At 41.4% G+C, this 17801-nt stretch carries 14 protein-coding genes; 9 read left to right on the forward strand and 5 right to left on the reverse strand.

Annotated features, from left to right (window positions below; all coding sequences use genetic code 11):
• Positions 1–135 precede the first annotated feature (135 nt).
• From dnaA to ACO1XM_RS18080, 5 genes are all read left to right on the forward strand, one after another.
• Positions 136–1551: a chromosomal replication initiator protein DnaA gene (gene dnaA, locus ACO1XM_RS18060; RefSeq protein ID WP_486231638.1), complete on the forward strand. Its 1416-nt coding sequence runs from the start codon at positions 136–138 to the stop codon at positions 1549–1551.
• Between the two features lie 383 nt (positions 1552–1934).
• Positions 1935–3017 carry a sensor histidine kinase gene (locus tag ACO1XM_RS18065; protein ID WP_486231587.1) on the forward strand — a complete coding sequence of 361 codons (1083 nt, stop codon included), beginning with the start codon at positions 1935–1937 and terminating at the stop codon, positions 3015–3017.
• Complete coding sequence (locus tag ACO1XM_RS18070) at positions 3010–3693, forward strand: response regulator (RefSeq protein ID WP_486231590.1); 684 nt, start codon at positions 3010–3012, stop codon at positions 3691–3693. The genes ACO1XM_RS18065 and ACO1XM_RS18070 overlap by 8 nt, the downstream gene beginning before the upstream one ends.
• 24 nt (positions 3694–3717) lie before the next feature.
• Positions 3718–5655 (forward strand): KUP/HAK/KT family potassium transporter, encoded by a 1938-nt coding sequence (locus tag ACO1XM_RS18075; RefSeq protein WP_486231592.1) that lies wholly within the window; start codon positions 3718–3720, stop codon positions 5653–5655.
• Positions 5656–5689: 34 nt separating this feature from the next.
• A complete protein-coding gene (locus ACO1XM_RS18080) occupies positions 5690–7042 on the forward strand; it encodes an outer membrane beta-barrel protein (protein WP_486231594.1) in 1353 nt (450 codons plus the stop codon).
• Between the two features lie 57 nt (positions 7043–7099).
• Here ACO1XM_RS18080 and ACO1XM_RS18085 read toward each other — a convergent pair whose 3' ends face one another.
• Positions 7100–8554 carry a S1C family serine protease gene (locus tag ACO1XM_RS18085; protein WP_486231596.1) on the reverse strand — a complete coding sequence of 485 codons (1455 nt, stop codon included), beginning with the start codon at positions 8552–8554 and terminating at the stop codon, positions 7100–7102.
• Between the two features lie 112 nt (positions 8555–8666).
• Here ACO1XM_RS18085 and ACO1XM_RS18090 point away from each other — a divergent pair, with 112 nt between their 5' ends.
• The 4 genes from ACO1XM_RS18090 (at position 8667) to rseP (ending at position 14257) form a co-directional block, all read left to right on the forward strand.
• The gene (locus ACO1XM_RS18090; RefSeq protein ID WP_486231640.1) at positions 8667–10163 is read left to right on the forward strand and encodes a GH3 auxin-responsive promoter family protein; all 1497 of its coding nucleotides are present in this window, start codon (positions 8667–8669) and stop codon (positions 10161–10163) included.
• Between the two features lie 32 nt (positions 10164–10195).
• On the forward strand, positions 10196–11194 hold the full coding sequence (locus ACO1XM_RS18095) for a glycosyltransferase family 2 protein (RefSeq protein ID WP_486231598.1): 999 nt from the start codon (positions 10196–10198) through the stop codon (positions 11192–11194).
• 559 nt (positions 11195–11753) lie between these two features.
• Positions 11754–12923: a 1-deoxy-D-xylulose-5-phosphate reductoisomerase gene (locus tag ACO1XM_RS18100; protein WP_486231600.1), complete on the forward strand. Its 1170-nt coding sequence runs from the start codon at positions 11754–11756 to the stop codon at positions 12921–12923.
• A 14-nt stretch (positions 12924–12937) separates the two neighbouring features.
• Positions 12938–14257 carry an RIP metalloprotease RseP gene (gene rseP, locus ACO1XM_RS18105; RefSeq protein ID WP_486231602.1) on the forward strand — a complete coding sequence of 440 codons (1320 nt, stop codon included), beginning with the start codon at positions 12938–12940 and terminating at the stop codon, positions 14255–14257.
• Between the two features lie 163 nt (positions 14258–14420).
• Here the strand turns inward: rseP and porD are convergent, their stop codons facing one another.
• The 4 genes from porD to ACO1XM_RS18125 all read right to left on the reverse strand — a co-directional run bounded on the left by porD (position 14421) and on the right by ACO1XM_RS18125 (position 17770).
• The gene (porD, locus tag ACO1XM_RS18110) at positions 14421–15350 is read right to left on the reverse strand and encodes a type IX secretion system protein PorD (protein ID WP_486231604.1); all 930 of its coding nucleotides are present in this window, start codon (positions 15348–15350) and stop codon (positions 14421–14423) included.
• Positions 15343–16542 (reverse strand): bifunctional phosphopantothenoylcysteine decarboxylase/phosphopantothenate--cysteine ligase CoaBC, encoded by a 1200-nt coding sequence (coaBC, locus tag ACO1XM_RS18115; RefSeq protein ID WP_486231606.1) that lies wholly within the window; start codon positions 16540–16542, stop codon positions 15343–15345. Before coaBC ends, porD begins: the two co-directional genes overlap by 8 nt.
• A gap of 87 nt (positions 16543–16629) precedes the next feature.
• Positions 16630–16953: a DNA-directed RNA polymerase subunit omega gene (locus tag ACO1XM_RS18120; RefSeq protein ID WP_486231608.1), complete on the reverse strand. Its 324-nt coding sequence runs from the start codon at positions 16951–16953 to the stop codon at positions 16630–16632.
• Positions 16954–16957: 4 nt separating this feature from the next.
• The gene (locus tag ACO1XM_RS18125) at positions 16958–17770 is read right to left on the reverse strand and encodes an outer membrane protein assembly factor BamD (protein WP_486231610.1); all 813 of its coding nucleotides are present in this window, start codon (positions 17768–17770) and stop codon (positions 16958–16960) included.
• Between the last annotated feature and the right edge of the window lie 31 nt (positions 17771–17801).

The following is a 17801-nucleotide window of genomic DNA, read 5'->3' on the forward strand; positions in this document are numbered from 1 at the left end:
ATGTATTTACATAAGCAAAAAAAATTCTGAAAAATCAAGCGTCCGAACACTTGATTTTTCATAAGTGTTTTCTTCATCTTTGTTCCCCTTTCCCCAGAGGAATTTTCTAAGTACAAACCTTAATAAACGAGCATGATAGAAGTAGACTCCGCAACGGTATGGAATGACTGTCTCGATATTATTCGTCCGGATGTAGGGGATGAGAACTTCGGGACGTGGTTTAAACCCATAAAACCGGTGAGGGTCGATGCGGACGTGCTCACGATTCAGGTTCCCTCGCAGTTTTTTTACGAATGGCTGGAGGAACACTATGTGCCTGTGTTAAAAAAAGCGGTGCATACTGTACTGGGCCCAACTGGGCGTTTGGAGTATTCGGTTATTGTAGACAGTGGCAATCAGCAAAATCCTGCAGTGGCGGTAAATTATCCGAATGGATCTGCCAACCGCAAATCTGCCTTAAATGGTATTGGTGCAGACGATTATTCACCCTTTACTTTTAAAGCGCTCAACCCGCAAACCATCAATTCCCGTCTTAACCCAAATTATAGCTTCGATAACTTTGTAGAAGGTGATTGTAACCGTTTAGCGCGCTCTGCCGGTTTGGCGGTAGCCAAAAAACCTGGCGTTACTTCCTTTAATCCACTCATGCTTTATGGTGGAGTAGGTGTGGGTAAAACGCACCTGGTGCAATCCATAGGTAACGAAATAAAAAATAACCTGCCCAATAAGGTTGTGCTTTATGTAGATCAGAATGATTTTACCAGTCAATTCCTGAATGCACTGCAAAATCATAAAATGCAGGAGTTTCAGAATTTTTATTTGCAGGTAGATGTACTGATTCTGGATGACGTACAGTTTTTAGCGGGTCGCGAAAAAACACAGGAAATGTTTTTCCATATTTTCAATCAGTTGCACCAGACAGGCAAGCAAATTATCATGACCAGCGATTGCCCGCCACGCGACTTGAAAGGATTTCAGGAAAGATTACTCTCCCGATTTAAATGGGGGCTGACGGCAGATTTACAAGAACCTGATTTTGAAACGAAGTTAGCCATTGTGCACCGCAAGATGCAGGCGGATGGTATCGATATGCCAACAGAAGTGGCTGAATATTTAGCGTATAGTGTTGATACTAACCTTCGCGATATGGAAGGGGTACTCAACTCGTTAATATTCCATGCTACTTTATTAAAGAAAGACATTGACCTGGATCTCGCGAAAGAAGTACTGAAGAATATCATCAAAGAAATTCAGAGCGATGTTAGCGTAGACTTTATACAGAAAACAGTAGCTGACCATTTCAAAGTTGATCTTGAAGCAATGAAAGGTAAGGTGAAGAAACGCGAGATTGTTATTCCGCGTCAGGTGGCCATGTATTTCTGCAAGCGCTATACACAACTAACCCTGTCATTGATCGGTAGCAATTTTGGCGGCCGCGATCACAGCACAGTAATTCATGCCCTGGAGTCAGTAGAAGACATGATGAAGACTGATGCTAATTTTAAAAATACAGTGGAAGAATTAGGCAAGCGTTTGAAGATGCGGGTTTAGTCGTTGCTAGTTGTTGGTTGGTCGTTGTTGGTTGTTCGTTATTCGTTTTTTGAAAATAATGGAGTGCTATCAGCTGAATATCTTGTAACTGTATAAACGCTGCTGAAAATTGCTTACCTGCAGATTTAGAAAAGCCATTGGCATTATTTCGTAAATCCTTTTAATCTGAATCGGTTTACATACTACTGAATTCAAAAACAGCCGAATTTTATAAAATGGACTATCCGTTAGACCGCTGGAAGCGAAAACAAACAGCGGTCAGACGGATTTTAGGTAAAGACGCGGATGAGCAATCTTTATAAAATCTTTATACCCTTTGCCTCCTGTTTTATGTTTTATTTATAAAGCAGCACCTACTTTTGTCACGTCATGTCACTCAAGTCGTGAAAAAATTACTCCAGCAAAAAACACCCAAACAAAACCAATACCTCATCAGTGTATTGGCCATTAGCAGTGTAGCTGCACTCGGATTGCTTTTGCACGATTTTATTGGCTATCGCGTAGTAGCCTTTATGCTCTTGGTAGCGGTTTCTGTCTTAGCCATGTTTCTGGATATTGTTCCCTTATTATTGGCGGCCATCCTGAGTGCCTTGTGTTTTGACTTTTTATTTATTCCACCCCGTTTCACCTTTACAGTAGGCTCGACCGAAGACAGTCTGTTATTACTGATGTACTTTGTTATTGCCTTGATTCACGCGGTACTCACTTTTAAAATAAGGGAGATGCAACAACAAGTATTAAAGAAAGAAGAGAAAGAAATGGAGGCCAGGTTATACACTACCTTATTCAATTCGCTTTCGCATGAATTGAGAACACCCATTACAACCATTTTGGGATCAACAGATAATCTCTTATCGGATTCACACAAACTCTCTGAAGAAAACCGAAAAACGCTCTTGACAGAAATAGCCACAGCCTCCATGCGCTTAAATCGGCAGGTAGAAAATCTGTTGAACATGTCTCGCCTCGAGTCGGGCAGTTTAAAACTTAAAAAAGATTGGTGTGATGTGCGCGAATTGATTTACACTACGCTTCAACCATTTGAGACTTCGCTGACAACGCATCCTATCAAGGTTTATATACCAGATACGATCCCGCTCTTTAAAGTGGATTTTGGTTTAATGGAACAAGTCCTGCATAACCTGATCAGCAATGCAATACATCATACCCCGGAGGGAACCAATATTATTATCCAGGCTGCCTGTGAAGAAGACAAGCTGGTTATAACCCTGGCTGATAATGGTAAAGGATTTCCGGAAGCCTCTATTGATAAAGTATTCAATAAATTTTATCGCTTGCAAGATACGCACGCGGGTGGTACTGGCCTGGGTTTATCCATTGTAAAAGGTTTTGTAGAGGCGCATGGTGGCACCATTACCTTGAAGAACCTTCCCTTGAGCGGTGCATTGTTTACGATAGAAATTCCTACTGAAGTGTCGTATTTAAACAACTTGAAAAATGAATAACGCTTCCATTTTAGTCATTGATGATGAAGCGCAAATCAGAAAATTGCTCAGCATCACGCTTACCTCTTTTGATTTCAGAGTGACAGAAGCCAGTAATGCTAAAGACGGCTTGGTGGCTGTAGCGAATCATCCACCGGACCTTGTGCTGCTGGATTTGGGTTTGCCCGACACACATGGACACGAGGTACTGAAACATCTTCGCGAGTGGTTTACCAACCCGATTATTATTCTCTCTGTGCAAAGCGATGAAGAAGATATTGTGAAAGCACTCGACAACGGTGCCAACGATTATCTGGTGAAACCTTTTCGTACTGGTGAGTTGGTGGCACGCATCCGATCTGCTTTGCGCATTGCAAACATGGATGAAAATGTAGCCACGGCCAGCTTTGGCGACTTAGCGATTGACTTTGCTGCAAGAGTTGTTAAACTGAATGACGTAAATGTTAAACTGACCGCAACGGAATATACTTTACTTGCCTTGTTGGCAAAGAATGAAGGCAAGGTACTTACCCATAATTATTTACTGCACCAGGTATGGGGCCCTTCATACAAAAATGAATCACAGTACTTACGTGTGTTTATAGCACAGCTTAGAAAGAAAATTGAAAGAGATCCGAACAGACCTGTTCACATCCTGACTGAATCAGGTGTAGGATATCGCTTCGTAGGAAAATAATCATTCACCATACTAATTAAAAAAATGAAATCGAATAATCATTCGAACAGGATCACTATTGCCTCTTTGCTAATCGCCTTAGGTATTATCTATGGAGATATCGGTACGAGTCCTCTATATGTATTGAAAGCCATCGTGGGTGATCGTACCATTGATGAAACACTGGTGCTGGGAGGTGTGTCTTGTATTTTCTGGACCTTGGTTTTACAGACTACCGTCAAGTACATCATCCTTACCTTGATGGCCGACAACCAGGGTGAAGGTGGGGTCTTTTCCTTATACGCATTAGTAAGACGTTATGGAAAAGGCTTGGTTATTCCAACCATCTTAGGTGCTACAACCTTGTTGGCTGATGGAATTATCACACCACCCATATCGGTGGCCTCAGCTGTCGAAGGTCTTGAATTGATTATTCCAGATCTACCGACTGTACCGATTGTCGTTGTTATCTTGTCCTTACTCTTTTTCTTTCAGCGCTTCGGCACACAACGTGTCGGTACTTTCTTCGGGCCAGTCATGATGGTTTGGTTTACGATGTTGTTCACCATCGGACTGAGTCAGGTACTTCAGTTTTCTGATGTTATCAAGTCATTAAACCCCATGTATGCATACCGTTTGCTGGTGCTGTATCCCCAAGGCTTTTGGTTATTGGGTGCTGTATTTCTAGCAACAACAGGAGCAGAGGCTTTGTACTCAGACCTGGGGCATTGCGGTAGAAAGAATATTCGCATTACATGGATTTTTGTTAAAATATGTTTGATGACAAATTATTTGGGGCAGGCTGCCTGGTTATTAAACGAAGGTGCCTCAACGCTTGATGGCAGAAATCCATTCTTTGAAATGATGCCTCACTGGTTTTTGCTCCCGGGCATTATCATTGCTACAGCGGCCACCATCATTGCTTCGCAGGCATTAATCAGCGGCTCTTATACACTCATCAGCGAAGCCATGAGTTTGAATTTCTGGCCAAGGGTAGCCGTAAGACAACCAACAGATTTAAAGGGGCAGATTTATATTCCCAGCGTTAACACCATTTTATGGATTGGTTGCGTAACCATGATACTTTATTTCCAGAGTTCAACACACATGGAGGCTGCCTATGGCTTTTCAATTACAGTGGCCATGATGATGACGACTATACTACTCGCTTACTTTCTTATCTACAAAAAGAAATGGAATGTTATACTGGTGATCAGTATTGTATTGTTATTCAGTGTGGTTGAGCTTTCTTTTTTCATTACCAATGTGGCCAAGATTAAAGAAAGATGGATGTTTTTATTTTTTGAGCTATTTATTTTCCTGGTGATGTACGTTTGGTACTATGCCCGAAAAATAAACAACAAACTTGTGCGCTTTGTTGAATTGGGTAAATACACTGACCTGATTAAAGAATTAAGTCAAGACGACTCCATTCCCAAATTTGCTACACATCTTATTTACCTCACGAAAGCAAACCATCGCGAGCAGGTAGAAGAAAAAATTGTAAAGTCTATTTTTTCTAAAAATCCCAAACGTGCTGATGTGTATTGGTTTTTACATATCCACCGCACCGATGAGCCATACACACTCGATTATGAGGTAACCGAACTGGTGGATGATAAGATCATCAAAGTCACCATTCATGTTGGTTTCAGGGTGCAACCCCGATCTGAACTCTTCTTCAAAAAAATTGTACAGGAGTTGGTGGCCAATAAAGAGCTGAACCTCCATATCCGTCCGGATGGATCAAGCAAATACAATCCTGAACCGGATTTTAAGTTCGTGGTCATTGAAAAATTCTTGTCGGTAGAAAACGAATTTACCCTCAAAGAAGGTGTGCTGCTGAATTCTTACTTCATGCTGAAACACCTGGGGCAACGCGATGAAATGGCTTTTGGATTAGATAAAAGTGATGTAGTGGTAGAGCAGATTCCACTTGTTTACCATCGCGCACAAGACATTGAGCTGACAAGAATTAAATGAGATTAGCAACCAACAGATCTTTGAAACATTGACCATGAAAATCAAATCAAGCATCATACTCGTACTTTTTTATTGCTTTCAATCAGCTCATGCACAGGAAAAAGTGCCCTTTCAGGGCATAGATCAGACTTGGCACAACGGGGGAGATAGACGCGATTCTTCTATCTTCAATGGGAATAAATATTTTACACCTTCAATTTTACTGGACATCAATTATACCTACTCATTTAATAATCCTGTTGATAATACAGTGGTGGGTTCTACAGCCTTAACGCGGCATAACGAAGTGCAGCTTTCTGCGGTACACTTTGGTGGTGATTTTTCCTATAAGCAGACCAGGGCCAGGGTAATGACGCAGTTTGGTACGCGCTCCACAGTTGTTCCCCGAAATGATTTGAGTGTTTACCGAGGTCAGCACGATTTGGCGAATGTGTATCGGTATTTAAGTGAAGCGTATGCAGGTTACCACATTGACAAATGGTATGGCATAAACATCGATGCTGGTATGTTCATGTCTTACATAGGACTGAACTCCTATTATCAGGCAGAGAACTGGGAGTATCAGGCTTCTTTCACCTCTGATAATACTCCGTGGTTTTTTAATGGCATTCGCATTCAAATCTTTCCTACGAAAAATTTAAAGATTGAACCCTGGATCATCAACGGCTGGCAGAGCTATGGTAAATTCAATACCCTACCCGGAGTAGGAGGGAGTATCATGTGGATGTCGACCAACAGTAAAGTAAAACTTGTAACCAACAATTATTATGGAACTGATGCAGCTGGTATTCCCGAGCGTAAGCGCGTGCATTCAGACAATAGTTTTTTACTACGCTATTTTAATAAAGAAACCGGCAAGGGTATTACCAAGATGGCCTTTTCATTAACCACCGATCTTGGATTTGAAAAAGGCGGAGGTGTAAGCGGTTTTAATAATGACGATCCTGCTAAGCCCGCGCAATATTTTTTGAGTGTCATGTTTTACAACAGAATCTGGTTTGCTGAAAATAAATTGGCCTGGACAATCGGAGGCGGGTGGATGAAAAACCCGGGAAGGTATTTAGTACTTTATCCAACAGGTCAGGCAAGTCCATTACCCAATCCTACTAATCCTGCACAAACAAGTGGCGCCTTTCCTTTTAGTGCCAATCCAGGCGATCAATTTTCCGGATGGGATTGTTCAACAAACCTTGATTTGCTGGCAACACAAAATGCTACCGTAAGAATTGAGTTTGTACACCGCGAATCCAGTGTGCCCTATTTTGCCGGTAGGGGTGGAGTTACTTCACAAACAGGATATACAACTAACACCTTAGACCCGAATTGGCGCCCGGACCTGGTTAAGTCCGAGAATAGAATTATTCTTGCCCTACTCATGCGGTTTTAAAACAGAAGGGCCTACTTACAATAAGCAGGCCCTTCTATTGTTCGTATCTGACGAAAGTTAGCGCAACCTGAATCTCAATTGCAATTGCTGTTTGTTGCTATTGATGCCATACAAATAACCATCACCTTTAAACTTCTCAAAAAACTCTATCACCTCTTCAGGATTCTCCACGCGCTGGCGGTTGATGGAGTAAATAGTAAAGTTTTCAGTTATACCAATCTGATCCAGCATGCCGCCCGGCTTGAGTTTAAAAATCTTTACACCATAATCACCCGCTTCCAGGTTGGCACCCAATGTTGAAGAACTGTATATTTTTCTTTTGATGGTTTCTGTGCCACCATTTTTATTCACTAAAGTAATGTTGGCGGTTTCAGATTTGTTGCCACGCAGATAAGTCACCGTAATTTTATCGCCAGGATAGAGATAGGCGAGAGTTTCTTCAAAGGCACTCTTACTGTTAATATCTGCGCCATTTACTTTGGTAATGATATCACCCGGTTTCAATCCTGCGTTGGCTGCTGGCCCTTCACGCTCCATTTTTTCCAGTACCACACCGTTAAATTGTTTTACGTCTGTTTTAAGATCATACTTTTTGGCTGTGGCATAGTCATATTCAATTACATTTCCACCCATCAAGGCTTTTTGCACAATACCGAACTTGATCAGATCATCCACTACTTTTTTAGCAATGTCTACCGGTACAGCAAAAGCATATCCGGTGTAAGAGCCTGTGCGCGATAAAATGGCGGTGTTAATCCCGACAAGCTCACCACTTTTATTAACAAGTGCACCCCCAGAGTTTCCCGGGTTAATTGCTGCATCTGTTTGAATAAATGATTCAATCGGAAATTTATCTTCCAGTATACCGATACGCCTTCCCTTGGCGCTGACAATACCAGCTGTTACCGTGGAAGAAAGAGAAAAAGGATTACCTACGGCAATGACCCACTCACCAACCTGTACATTTTTAGCATTACCTAACGTGATGGCGGGCAAATTACTTTCTTCTATTTTAAGCACAGCCAGATCGGTTGATGGATCTGTGCCCACCAGTTCAGCAACATAATTTCTTTTGTTATAGATAACTTCAATGCGCTCTGCAGAAGCTACTACGTGGTTGTTGGTAACAATGTAGCCATCGGCAGTGAAGATTACACCCGAACCACTACTTACCTGTGTTTGAGATGTAGTGCCCCCAAAAAACCAATCCCATGAGGTTGCCACACCCTTCGAAATACTATTAATGTATACCACACTTGGAATGGCCTTGGTGGCTGCCTCACTAAAATCTACCGGAGGCAGACTGGTGTTGGTGTTAAAATTATCGGCCAAGGTAAGTGGTTCGCGCTGGTTAACGCCAGCCTCATCGGCCACTGAGTTATCACTTGTTAGTTGGTGAATGACCTGTGAATTATTTTCTAATGCTGGTTCAATCTTGTATTTATAAAAGGTAAAAGCACCAGCCAATCCGGCTACGAAAGCAATTAATACAGTCTTCAAAATAGTTTTCATACGTAGACTTATAACGAAAGCAAGGTAAAAGATGTTCGCAAACCTAAAAAAGTTGTAGAAATCTCAAAATATGGCGTTTTCTAAACTTGATTTTTTCAAACTAACTTGCGGTATGGGTATTCGTTCAGTTTTAGCAAAACCACTGGCGGCATATATCGCCAGTCAAACAAAAAAATGGTCGTCACAACCAGGTTTATACCAACAGAAAATGATGGATATGCTTGTACAGGAGGGCGGCAACACCTTGTTTGGCAGAGATCACGGCTTTCAGGATATAAAAACGTATGCTGATTTTAAAAAGCAGGTGCCTGTTCGCGATTATGAGGCTTTGAAACCTTATGTAGAAAAAATGTTGGAAGGTAAACCTGACATTTTATGGAAAGGTGTACCCGCTTACTTTGCTAAAACCTCCGGTACAACATCGGGAACCAAATATATTCCCATATCTAACGAATCTAAGTACAGCCATTTTAATAGTGCACGCAATTCAACGCTGGCCTATGTGCATGAAACTGGTAATGCAGATTTCTTAGATGGTAACCTCATTTTTCTTTCCGGCAGCCCTGAGTTAGACGAAACTGCCGGTGTAAAAACCGGACGCCTGTCTGGTATCTCCAATCATTTGGTGCCAGGTTATTTGCGCACCAATCAAAAACCGAGTTACAAAACCAATTGTATTGAAGACTGGGAAGAGAAACTGGAACGCATTATTGACGAAACGTTGCAGGCAAACATGACTTTAATCTCGGGCATACCACCCTGGGCGCAAATGTATTTCGATCGCATACAGGCAAGAACCGGGAAAAAAATTAAAGATGTCTTCCCGAATTTTTCCGTATTCGTCTACGGTGGTGTGAATTTTGAACCCTACCGTGCAAAACTTTTCGATTCCATTGGTAAGAAAATAGATTCAATCGAAACCTATCCGGCATCCGAAGGCTTTATTGCCTACCAGGATTCTCAATTCGCAGAGGGCTTATTGTTATTGTTAAATAATGGTATGTTCTATGAATTTATTCCAACAGAAGAATATTTCAACGAGAACCCTACGCGTCTTTCCATTGAAGAGGTAGAATTAGGAAAGAACTATGCCCTGATTATTAATAGCAATGCCGGATTATGGGGATATTCCATTGGCGATACGGTAAAATTTGTATCAAAGAATCCGTATCGATTGATTGTAACGGGTCGGATCAAGCATTTTATTTCTGCTTTTGGTGAGCACGTAATAGGTGAGGAGGTGGAGAAAGCCATGAAATTTACCATAGAGAAGTTTCCTGAAACAGAGCTGGTAGAGTTTACCGTTGCCCCTCAGGTAACACCTAACGATGGTTTACCACACCACGAATGGTTTATAGAGTTTTCGAATAACCCGCATGACCTGGAGGCTTTCAGATTGGAGTTAGACAGTAACCTGCGCAAACTCAATGTTTATTACGATGATCTGATCAGCGGCAATATTCTGAGAACACTTAAGATGAGTGCCGTCAGGAAAAATAGTTTTATTGACTACATGAAGTCAGAAGGGAAACTGGGTGGACAAAATAAAGTACCGAGACTCTCTAACGATCGGAAAATTGCGGATGCGCTTACAAAATTTATACTTTGACCCGGAAACTGAATTGATTTTACCATCATTACATGGCTGAGCTTACCATTTTAATGCCCGCCTATAATGCGTCACTTTATATCCGAGAAGCCATTGAAAGTTTGCTCAATCAAACCTATGCCGACTTCGGGCTATGGATAATAGATGATGGATCAACAGACGAGACTTTTGCCATTGCCACTGAACTGGCAGCTAAAGATGGGCGGATAAGTATTTTTCGAAATCCAGTCAACCAGGGAAAACTACATAGTGTAAATACAAAAGTGAGGGAAGTGGAAAGTCCATTTTTTACCATTACCGATGCAGACGATGTATCGCACCCCCAAAGACTGGAAAAACAAATTGATAAACTAAAAAGCGATGCTGCACTGATGATGTGCGGTACTGCTTATATAGCCATGGATGAAGAAGGTTACTTCATCAGAGCCGTTCATCTGGTAACAGACCTTGCGCAATTAAGACAGCGGTCGCTGGTGCAATCAGCTTTTATGGGTGGTACGATGTTAATGAAGAAGGCATTGTTGCAAGATTTCCCCGTACTGTACAGACCTTACTTCGAGAATTGCATGGAAGATGCTGATTTAGCTTCTCGCATACTGGATATGCACGCAGCAACTAACCTGAATGAGCTGTTGTACTGTTATCGCATCGTACCAACATCATTAACGCGGAGCAAGGTTACATACAGATCCATCAACATATATAAACTGATCGCCCAACTCTCCATCAGCAGAAAAAAAATGGGAAAAGATTGTCTGGAATTGGGGGATGTTGCGCGTGCCGATGATTTTATGATGAAAATAGAGCGAGAATATGCTCAAGACAGTGCACTTTGGCTTCGTCATCAATCTTTTTTTTACCTCTATTGGGGACAATATTCTTTAGCATTTAGTGCTATTGCAGATGCGATAGCAATCAAACCCTTTCACATAAAAACTGTAGCCAGTTTTTTATTAATCAGCATGCGTATCGCACTTTTTTATTTACGTAGGTCATTCAAAAAAGTGCATTATCGCGCTGTATTCAAATAAAATTGAGCATAAACAGACTAGCGCAACATTATTTAGCGAATCGTTAATTGAGTTTTGAAGTGTTGAAAAGTTGTATGCCAATGATTGATTTTACTACACAACTTTCAATACTTGAACACCACTGATGAGTTCAAGTAAGTCTTTAAGTGGCGTCATTATAAAAACTAATATTTCAGAAAATCAAGAAAAATTTTGATGATTAAAAAAAAAGTTTCTTCTTTGTATTGTATTAAATAAATGTTTAACCAAAATTTTTAAACGCTATGGCAAAGAAAGCGAAGAAAGCTGCAAAGAAAACTGCAAAGAAGGCAGCTAAGAAAACAGTAAAGAAGGCTGCTAAGAAGACAGCAAAGAAAGCAGCTAAGAAGAAGAAGTAATTCTCTTCTCATAAAACAAAGGCCGGCATTAGTCGGCCTTTGTTTTTTATAGCCAATCCAGATTTTACAAAAAAGCATTACCAGCATTCCGTTTATACATCCTTTCGAAGAATATTTCCCCCTTAACGCGATCATTTTTCCTTCCGCGTTGTTTTTCTTATCTAGTACATTATTTCATTTTCATGGCCGAAACTAAAAAACATATTGCCATACTCGGCTCTACGGGTTCAATAGGAACGCAAGCGCTGGAAGTAGTCGCTCAGCATGCTGAATATTTCCAGGTAGAAGTATTAACGGCACAAAACAATGCCGGACTATTAATTGAACAAGCCATTAAGTTTAAACCTAATGCGGTGGTTATCGTCAATGATGAGCACTATGCGCAAGTCAAGGAAGCCTTGCTCCCTTTGGATATAAAAGTTTATGCGGGCGAAAACGCATTGGCATCCGTAGTGCAAATGGATAGCATAGACCTTGTATTGACTGCCTTGGTAGGTTATTCAGGTTTATTGCCAACGATGAAGGCTATTGAAGCAGGTAAAACCATTGCTTTAGCCAATAAAGAAACCTTGGTAGTAGCAGGTGAGTTGATTACACAACTCGCAAGAGAGAAAGGTGTTAATATTTACCCGGTTGACTCTGAGCACTCCGCTATATTTCAGTGCATAGTGGGTGAGTTTCATAACAAAATCGAAAAAATTATACTAACAGCATCTGGCGGCCCTTTCAGAGGGAAAAAACGCGAAGAACTTTTAGCAGTAACAAAAGCGCAGGCTTTGAAACACCCGAACTGGACCATGGGCGCGAAAGTTACGATTGACTCGGCCTCTCTTATGAATAAGGGCCTGGAGGTAATTGAAGCAAAGTGGTTGTTTAACCTGCATGCCGATCAGGTGGAGGTAGTCGTGCACCCACAATCAATTGTTCATTCGCTGGTACAATTCGAAGACAGTTCTATAAAGGCGCAACTTGGCTTGCCAGATATGCGTTTGCCTATACAGTTTGCCATGACCTACCCCGATCGTTTTAAAAGCAATTTCCCAAGATTTGATTTTGCAAAGTATCCATCGCTGACCTTCGAAAAGCCGGATATGGAAACTTTTCGTAATCTTGCATTGGCTTTTGAGGCCCTGCAAAAAGGAGGGAACATGCCCTGTGTGCTTAATGCCGCCAACGAAATAGCTGTTGCGGAATTTTTAAAGGATAAGGTGGGTTTTCTTCAAATGTCGGATGTAGTGGAGCAATGTATGGCAAAAGTCCAGTTTGTGGCCAAGCCAAACCTGAATGACTACATTGAGACAGATAAAGAAACGAGAAGGTTGGCATTGGAAATTATTAACAAGAAGAACTAACAGATTAAGAAATAATGGAAGGAGTGATCATGACGGCTCAGATTCTTTTGAGTCTTTCAATTTTAGTAGCAGTACACGAAATGGGGCACTTGTTGGCCGCTAAATATTTCGGAATGCGCGTAGAGCAATTCTCTATAGGCTTTCCTCCAAAAATATGGTCTTTTACAAAAGGAGGAACTGAATATGCCCTCAGTGCCATTCCATTGGGTGGCTATGTAAAAATTTCAGGTATGATTGACGAATCACTCGATCTGGAGAAAATGAAGAAAGATCCGGAACCCTGGGAGTTTCGCAGCAAACCAGCCTGGCAACGTCTTATTGTAATGCTCGGTGGCATTATCGTAAATGTAGTAATGGGTATTATCATTTTTATTTTACTTACCTGGCTTATTGGCGACAGCTTTATCCCTAATGCATCTGTAAATGCCAATGGCGGTATTGAAGCGCGGGAATTAGGACAAGAAATCGGTCTTAAAACAGGAGACAAGATCATCAAGATTAATGGTAAGGAGTTTGAGAAATTTGAAGACATCGCCAATCCAAACACCTTGCTTACCAACAATGCCTACTATACCATTGATCGCAATGGTGAGATCCTGGATATAGCCATACCGACCAACTTCATTGAGAACTTTAATGAGAAAGGTAAGATTCTGAGTTTTGCCTTACCAAGGTTTGCACCAGTTATCGGAAAAATTGAAAAGAATACCCTGGCAGAGCGCCTGGGTCTTCAAATTGGCGATCGTTTTGTTGACCTTAACGGACAACCGGTTATCTATTATGACGATATTGATAAGAATAAAGCCCTTAAACAAGATACAATCAGCTTTACGATCAAGCGCGGTGCTGAAATACTTTCGTTTAACGAATACGTAGGCGCTAACAAAGCAATCGGGTTTTATCCTAAAGGTTTTGACTTTGAAGAAGGATCAACCAAGTATGGTTTCGGTGCGTCAGTTGTACTTGGTACTGAACGTGCTTTTGGAATTGTATTCACACAGCTGAAAGCATTCAGAAAATTATTCAGCGGTGAGCTCTCCTTCCGTAAATCAATGTCAGGGCCCATTGGTATTGCGCAAGCCTATGGTGGTGATTGGGACTGGGAAAGATTCTGGAGAATGACTGGCTTGCTTTCTATGGTACTGGCCTTTATGAATTTACTGCCGATACCAGCGCTTGATGGTGGTCATGTGGTGTTTCTTACCTACGAGATGGTATCTGGTCGTAAGCCTTCTGATAAGTTCTTGGAAATAGCGCAGAAGGCTGGTATGATCTTCTTACTGGGCTTAATGGTATTCATTTTTGCAAACGACATTATCAAGCTGTTCCAATAGAAATCTGATTCGGTGATGTGCGTTTCATTGTTGAGATGGCCATCACCGAAAACTTCTATGGCAGCACAAAGGCCTGGTCATGGTGAGTGATGTGGTGTAGAAATGCAGAACACTATCTGAAAACCTGAGCTGCGTGGATGATGACCTATCAGTTTTTTTAAGATCAATTCCCGATAATTTTTCCATACGATCCTTTGTTAATAGGATCCATGGCCGTAATCAGGTCATACGCTTGCCTGCGTATCTGCAGGTTGCCATCAGAGAAGATGTTACTAAGCTCTTTGGCCTTGGCATCAAAAAAAGATATAACCAGCAAAGAGGAGGGATTGATATCCCGTACGCGTTTAACGTCTTTCAGGCATTTTAAAATAACCTCGCGACTTTGATCTGGTGTTTTATCAAAACTATCCATACCCAATCGATGATAGGCATACATTGCTTTGCGTAAATCTGTTAATTGTCCGTTTAATAAATTCTCCGACAACCAATAGCGATTTCTGTTACCACCCAAGGCCTGCCACCCCGGGCGGTTGGCTGATTGTGCATTATTAACAACAGCCTGTGCTCGTTGAAAGTAAGTGGTGCCTCCCAAATCGCTAAAAGAATCATAGTCCATGCCTAGTATGATGTAGGCGTAGAAAGCAAGCATAGAAGTAAGATTACTGGTATAACCATTGTCATTAAATTCAAGCGGCTGCGATTCCACATATTCAAATTCCCAATCGCGGTCAGCGAAGTTCAACAACAAGCTTGAATAGTTTGTATTATAAACCGGTCTTGCAGATTGTATTTGCACGGAGGCTTTGAATATGCCAATAGAAGGCATTTCGTTAATGTTGATAAGAATGGAGCAAGCTATTTTTTCATGCGTACGGTATGCATCATTCGTCCATTTACGTGTGTTCATAAATTGCTGAAAGGCATTCTTCATGTCTTTGAACACATTCATATCTGAAATCTGTACGCGGGGTCCGGGATTGATAGTAACCAGACAGTTTAATTCCTGCGCATGCACCACCTGCACGGATAATAACATGAGCAAGGCAAGAACGTACTTGCAGATTAATCTAAACATGTGCTTTTTTTCAAGCATGGAGTAAGTGGCTAATGGCTTTTACAATGTCTTTGGCAACTGCTTTTTTATCTTTTAATTCAAAATGTTGTTCTTCCTGCTTCCGGTTAATGATGGTAATCTTATTCGTATCATGACCGAAACCAGCACCTTTGTCGTTAAGTGAGTTCAGTACAATCAGGTCAAAGTTTTTCGACTCAAGTTTTTTCAGGGCATTACTTTTTTCCTGCTCTGTTTCTAAGGCAAAACCGATAAGCAACTGCCCCTTTTTTTTCTGTTTGCCCAAGGTGGCAGCAATGTCTATGGTTTGCGTTAGTTCAATGTTCAAACCACCTTCTTTCTTCTTTATTTTCTGATCGGCCTGTACCAAGGGTTTGTAATCAGCAACCGCTGCAGAGAGCACCGTTATGTCTTGTTCGGCAAAAACGCCAGCGCAGGCTTCGTACATCTCTTGTGCAGCCGTAACTGCAATTAATTTAATATTCGGATTTGTCAGGTGTTGATGTGTCGGGCCACTTACCAAGGTTACTTCGGCACCTTCGTTGGCCAGACTTTCAGCAATAGCAAATCCCATTTTACCGCTCGAATGATTTCCTATAAAACGAACAGGATCTATTGCTTCGTATGTAGGGCCTGCCGTTACCAGTGCTTTCTTACCTGTAAGTTTGCCTCCCGAAAAATGTGTCTTGAGTTTAGCAACAATTTCTTCAGGTTCCGCCATTCTTCCATTGCCGACTAAACCACTGGCGAGTTCACCATAGCCTGGCTCAATAAAGTGATTGCCAAAACTACGGAGTGTAGCCATGTTGTTAGTAGTGGCACCATGTACTAACATATCCAGGTCCATGGCGGGTGCAATCATTACCGGACAACGTGCAGAAAGATAGGTCGCCAGCAGGAGATTGTCGCACAAGCCGTTGGCCATCTTCGCAATGGTATTGGCACTGGCTGGTGCCATTAGCATTACATCTGCCCAAAGCCCAAGCTCAACGTGATTATTCCATTCGCCTGTCTTATCTTTTGTAAAATCTATCAATACCGGATTTTTAGATAAGGTGGCAAGCGTGAGAGGCGTAATGAAATCAGTAGCAGCTTGCGTCATGATCACTTTTATTTCGGCTCCCTCTTTTACAAGCAATCGAACCAATACAGCAGCTTTGTAGGCAGCAATGCTGGCGCTAACACCTAATAAAATTTTTTTTCCTTGAAGCATGACAATAAAGGTAAAAAAAGAAAGGTTCAAAACATGTCGTGAGTACGGCACATCCTGAACCTTTTCTGGTTTATAGCATTGATTAGCTTATATATCCTGACGCTCTTCAGCTTCACCACGAATGCGGTGATTTAACTTACCTTCGAAGAATTCTTCAATGGCTGTAGACGTTGGCTTAGGCATACGCTCATAAAACTTTGAAATCTCAATCTGTTCGCGGTTTTCAAAAACCTCTTCCAGGTTATCAACTGTAGTAGCAAACTCAGCCAGTTTATTATTCAATTCTTCTTTAATGTTGCTGGCAATCTGGCGTGAGCGTTTTGAAATAATCACCACTGATTCGTACACATTGTTAGTGGGTTCGATCAGCTTTTCCATATCGCGGGTAATGATAGACGGATTTGTAGCCATAGTATTAGATGTTAATTTTTTTTAATCGATTTAGTTGTTCAAGACTCTCAGTATACATTTTTTCAGCTTCGCGCAGGCGCTCGCTGGATGGATACTTGTCTATGAAATTCTTATAGTTCTCTACTACACTTTCGTAGCGTTCTTTTTGCTTAGAAGTAATACTTTGTTCAGCCAGTTGAAATTGGGAATCAATAACCAGAAAATAAGCTTCTTCAAGGAATTTACTGTCCGGGAAATTTTTAGTGAAGTTCTCCAACGATGTGATGGCTGCTTTGTATTGACGAACCCTGTAATAATGCTTAGCATTTTCAAAGCCTTTTTTCTCCAGTTTTACTTGTATGGCCATGATTACTTCTGTAGCCTTATCACGGTAAGTACTGGTTTGAAAGCGATTTAAGAAATCCTGCATGGCCGCCATGGCGTTTATGCTCTCAGTCTGATCTAAGGTAGATCCAGGGGAAGATAAATACAGCGAATATGCATACATATAGCGAGCTTCTTCGGCTGAAGCACTTCTTCCATATGTTTCGTAGAAGGTCTTGAAGTATTCAGCAGCAAAAAGGTAGTTTTTGTCGTAATACTGGCAATAGCCCAGATAGAACTGAACGCGCTCGCCCTCAGGCAAACCCCGTACAATGGGTAATATTTGGTCGAAAAGGACGGAAGCCCTGTAGTAATCTTTCTTTTCGTAATAGCTGGTAGCGGCCTCGTATTTTACGCGCCAATCCTCGCTTTTTTCGATTTTCCTGAATTTACTACAGCCGAAAGCGACTAAAAGAACCAAAAAAACCAGTTTTACCTGAAATACCTTTAGCATAAGCCTGCAAATATACTATCCTGACAGATAG

It is taken from the genome of Chryseotalea sp. (assembly GCF_057350905.1).

What these genes read in the sequence shown, in the direction of transcription:
- ACO1XM_RS18070 (WP_486231590.1), top strand. Translation starts at nt 3,010, where the DNA reads ATGAATAACGCTTCCATTTTAGTCATTGATGATGAAGCGCAAATCAGA.
- ACO1XM_RS18075 (WP_486231592.1), top strand. Translation starts at nt 3,718, where the DNA reads ATGAAATCGAATAATCATTCGAACAGGATCACTATTGCCTCTTTGCTA.
- ACO1XM_RS18080 (WP_486231594.1), top strand. Translation starts at nt 5,690, where the DNA reads ATGAAAATCAAATCAAGCATCATACTCGTACTTTTTTATTGCTTTCAA.
- ACO1XM_RS18085 (WP_486231596.1), bottom strand. Translation starts at nt 8,554, where the DNA reads ATGAAAACTATTTTGAAGACTGTATTAATTGCTTTCGTAGCCGGATTG.
- ACO1XM_RS18090 (WP_486231640.1), top strand. Translation starts at nt 8,667, where the DNA reads ATGGGTATTCGTTCAGTTTTAGCAAAACCACTGGCGGCATATATCGCC.
- ACO1XM_RS18095 (WP_486231598.1), top strand. Translation starts at nt 10,196, where the DNA reads ATGGCTGAGCTTACCATTTTAATGCCCGCCTATAATGCGTCACTTTAT.
- ACO1XM_RS18100 (WP_486231600.1), top strand. Translation starts at nt 11,754, where the DNA reads ATGGCCGAAACTAAAAAACATATTGCCATACTCGGCTCTACGGGTTCA.
- rseP (WP_486231602.1), top strand. Translation starts at nt 12,938, where the DNA reads ATGGAAGGAGTGATCATGACGGCTCAGATTCTTTTGAGTCTTTCAATT.
- porD (WP_486231604.1), bottom strand. Translation starts at nt 15,350, where the DNA reads ATGCTTGAAAAAAAGCACATGTTTAGATTAATCTGCAAGTACGTTCTT.
- coaBC (WP_486231606.1), bottom strand. Translation starts at nt 16,542, where the DNA reads ATGCTTCAAGGAAAAAAAATTTTATTAGGTGTTAGCGCCAGCATTGCT.
- ACO1XM_RS18120 (WP_486231608.1), bottom strand. Translation starts at nt 16,953, where the DNA reads ATGGCTACAAATCCGTCTATCATTACCCGCGATATGGAAAAGCTGATC.
- ACO1XM_RS18125 (WP_486231610.1), bottom strand. Translation starts at nt 17,770, where the DNA reads ATGCTAAAGGTATTTCAGGTAAAACTGGTTTTTTTGGTTCTTTTAGTC.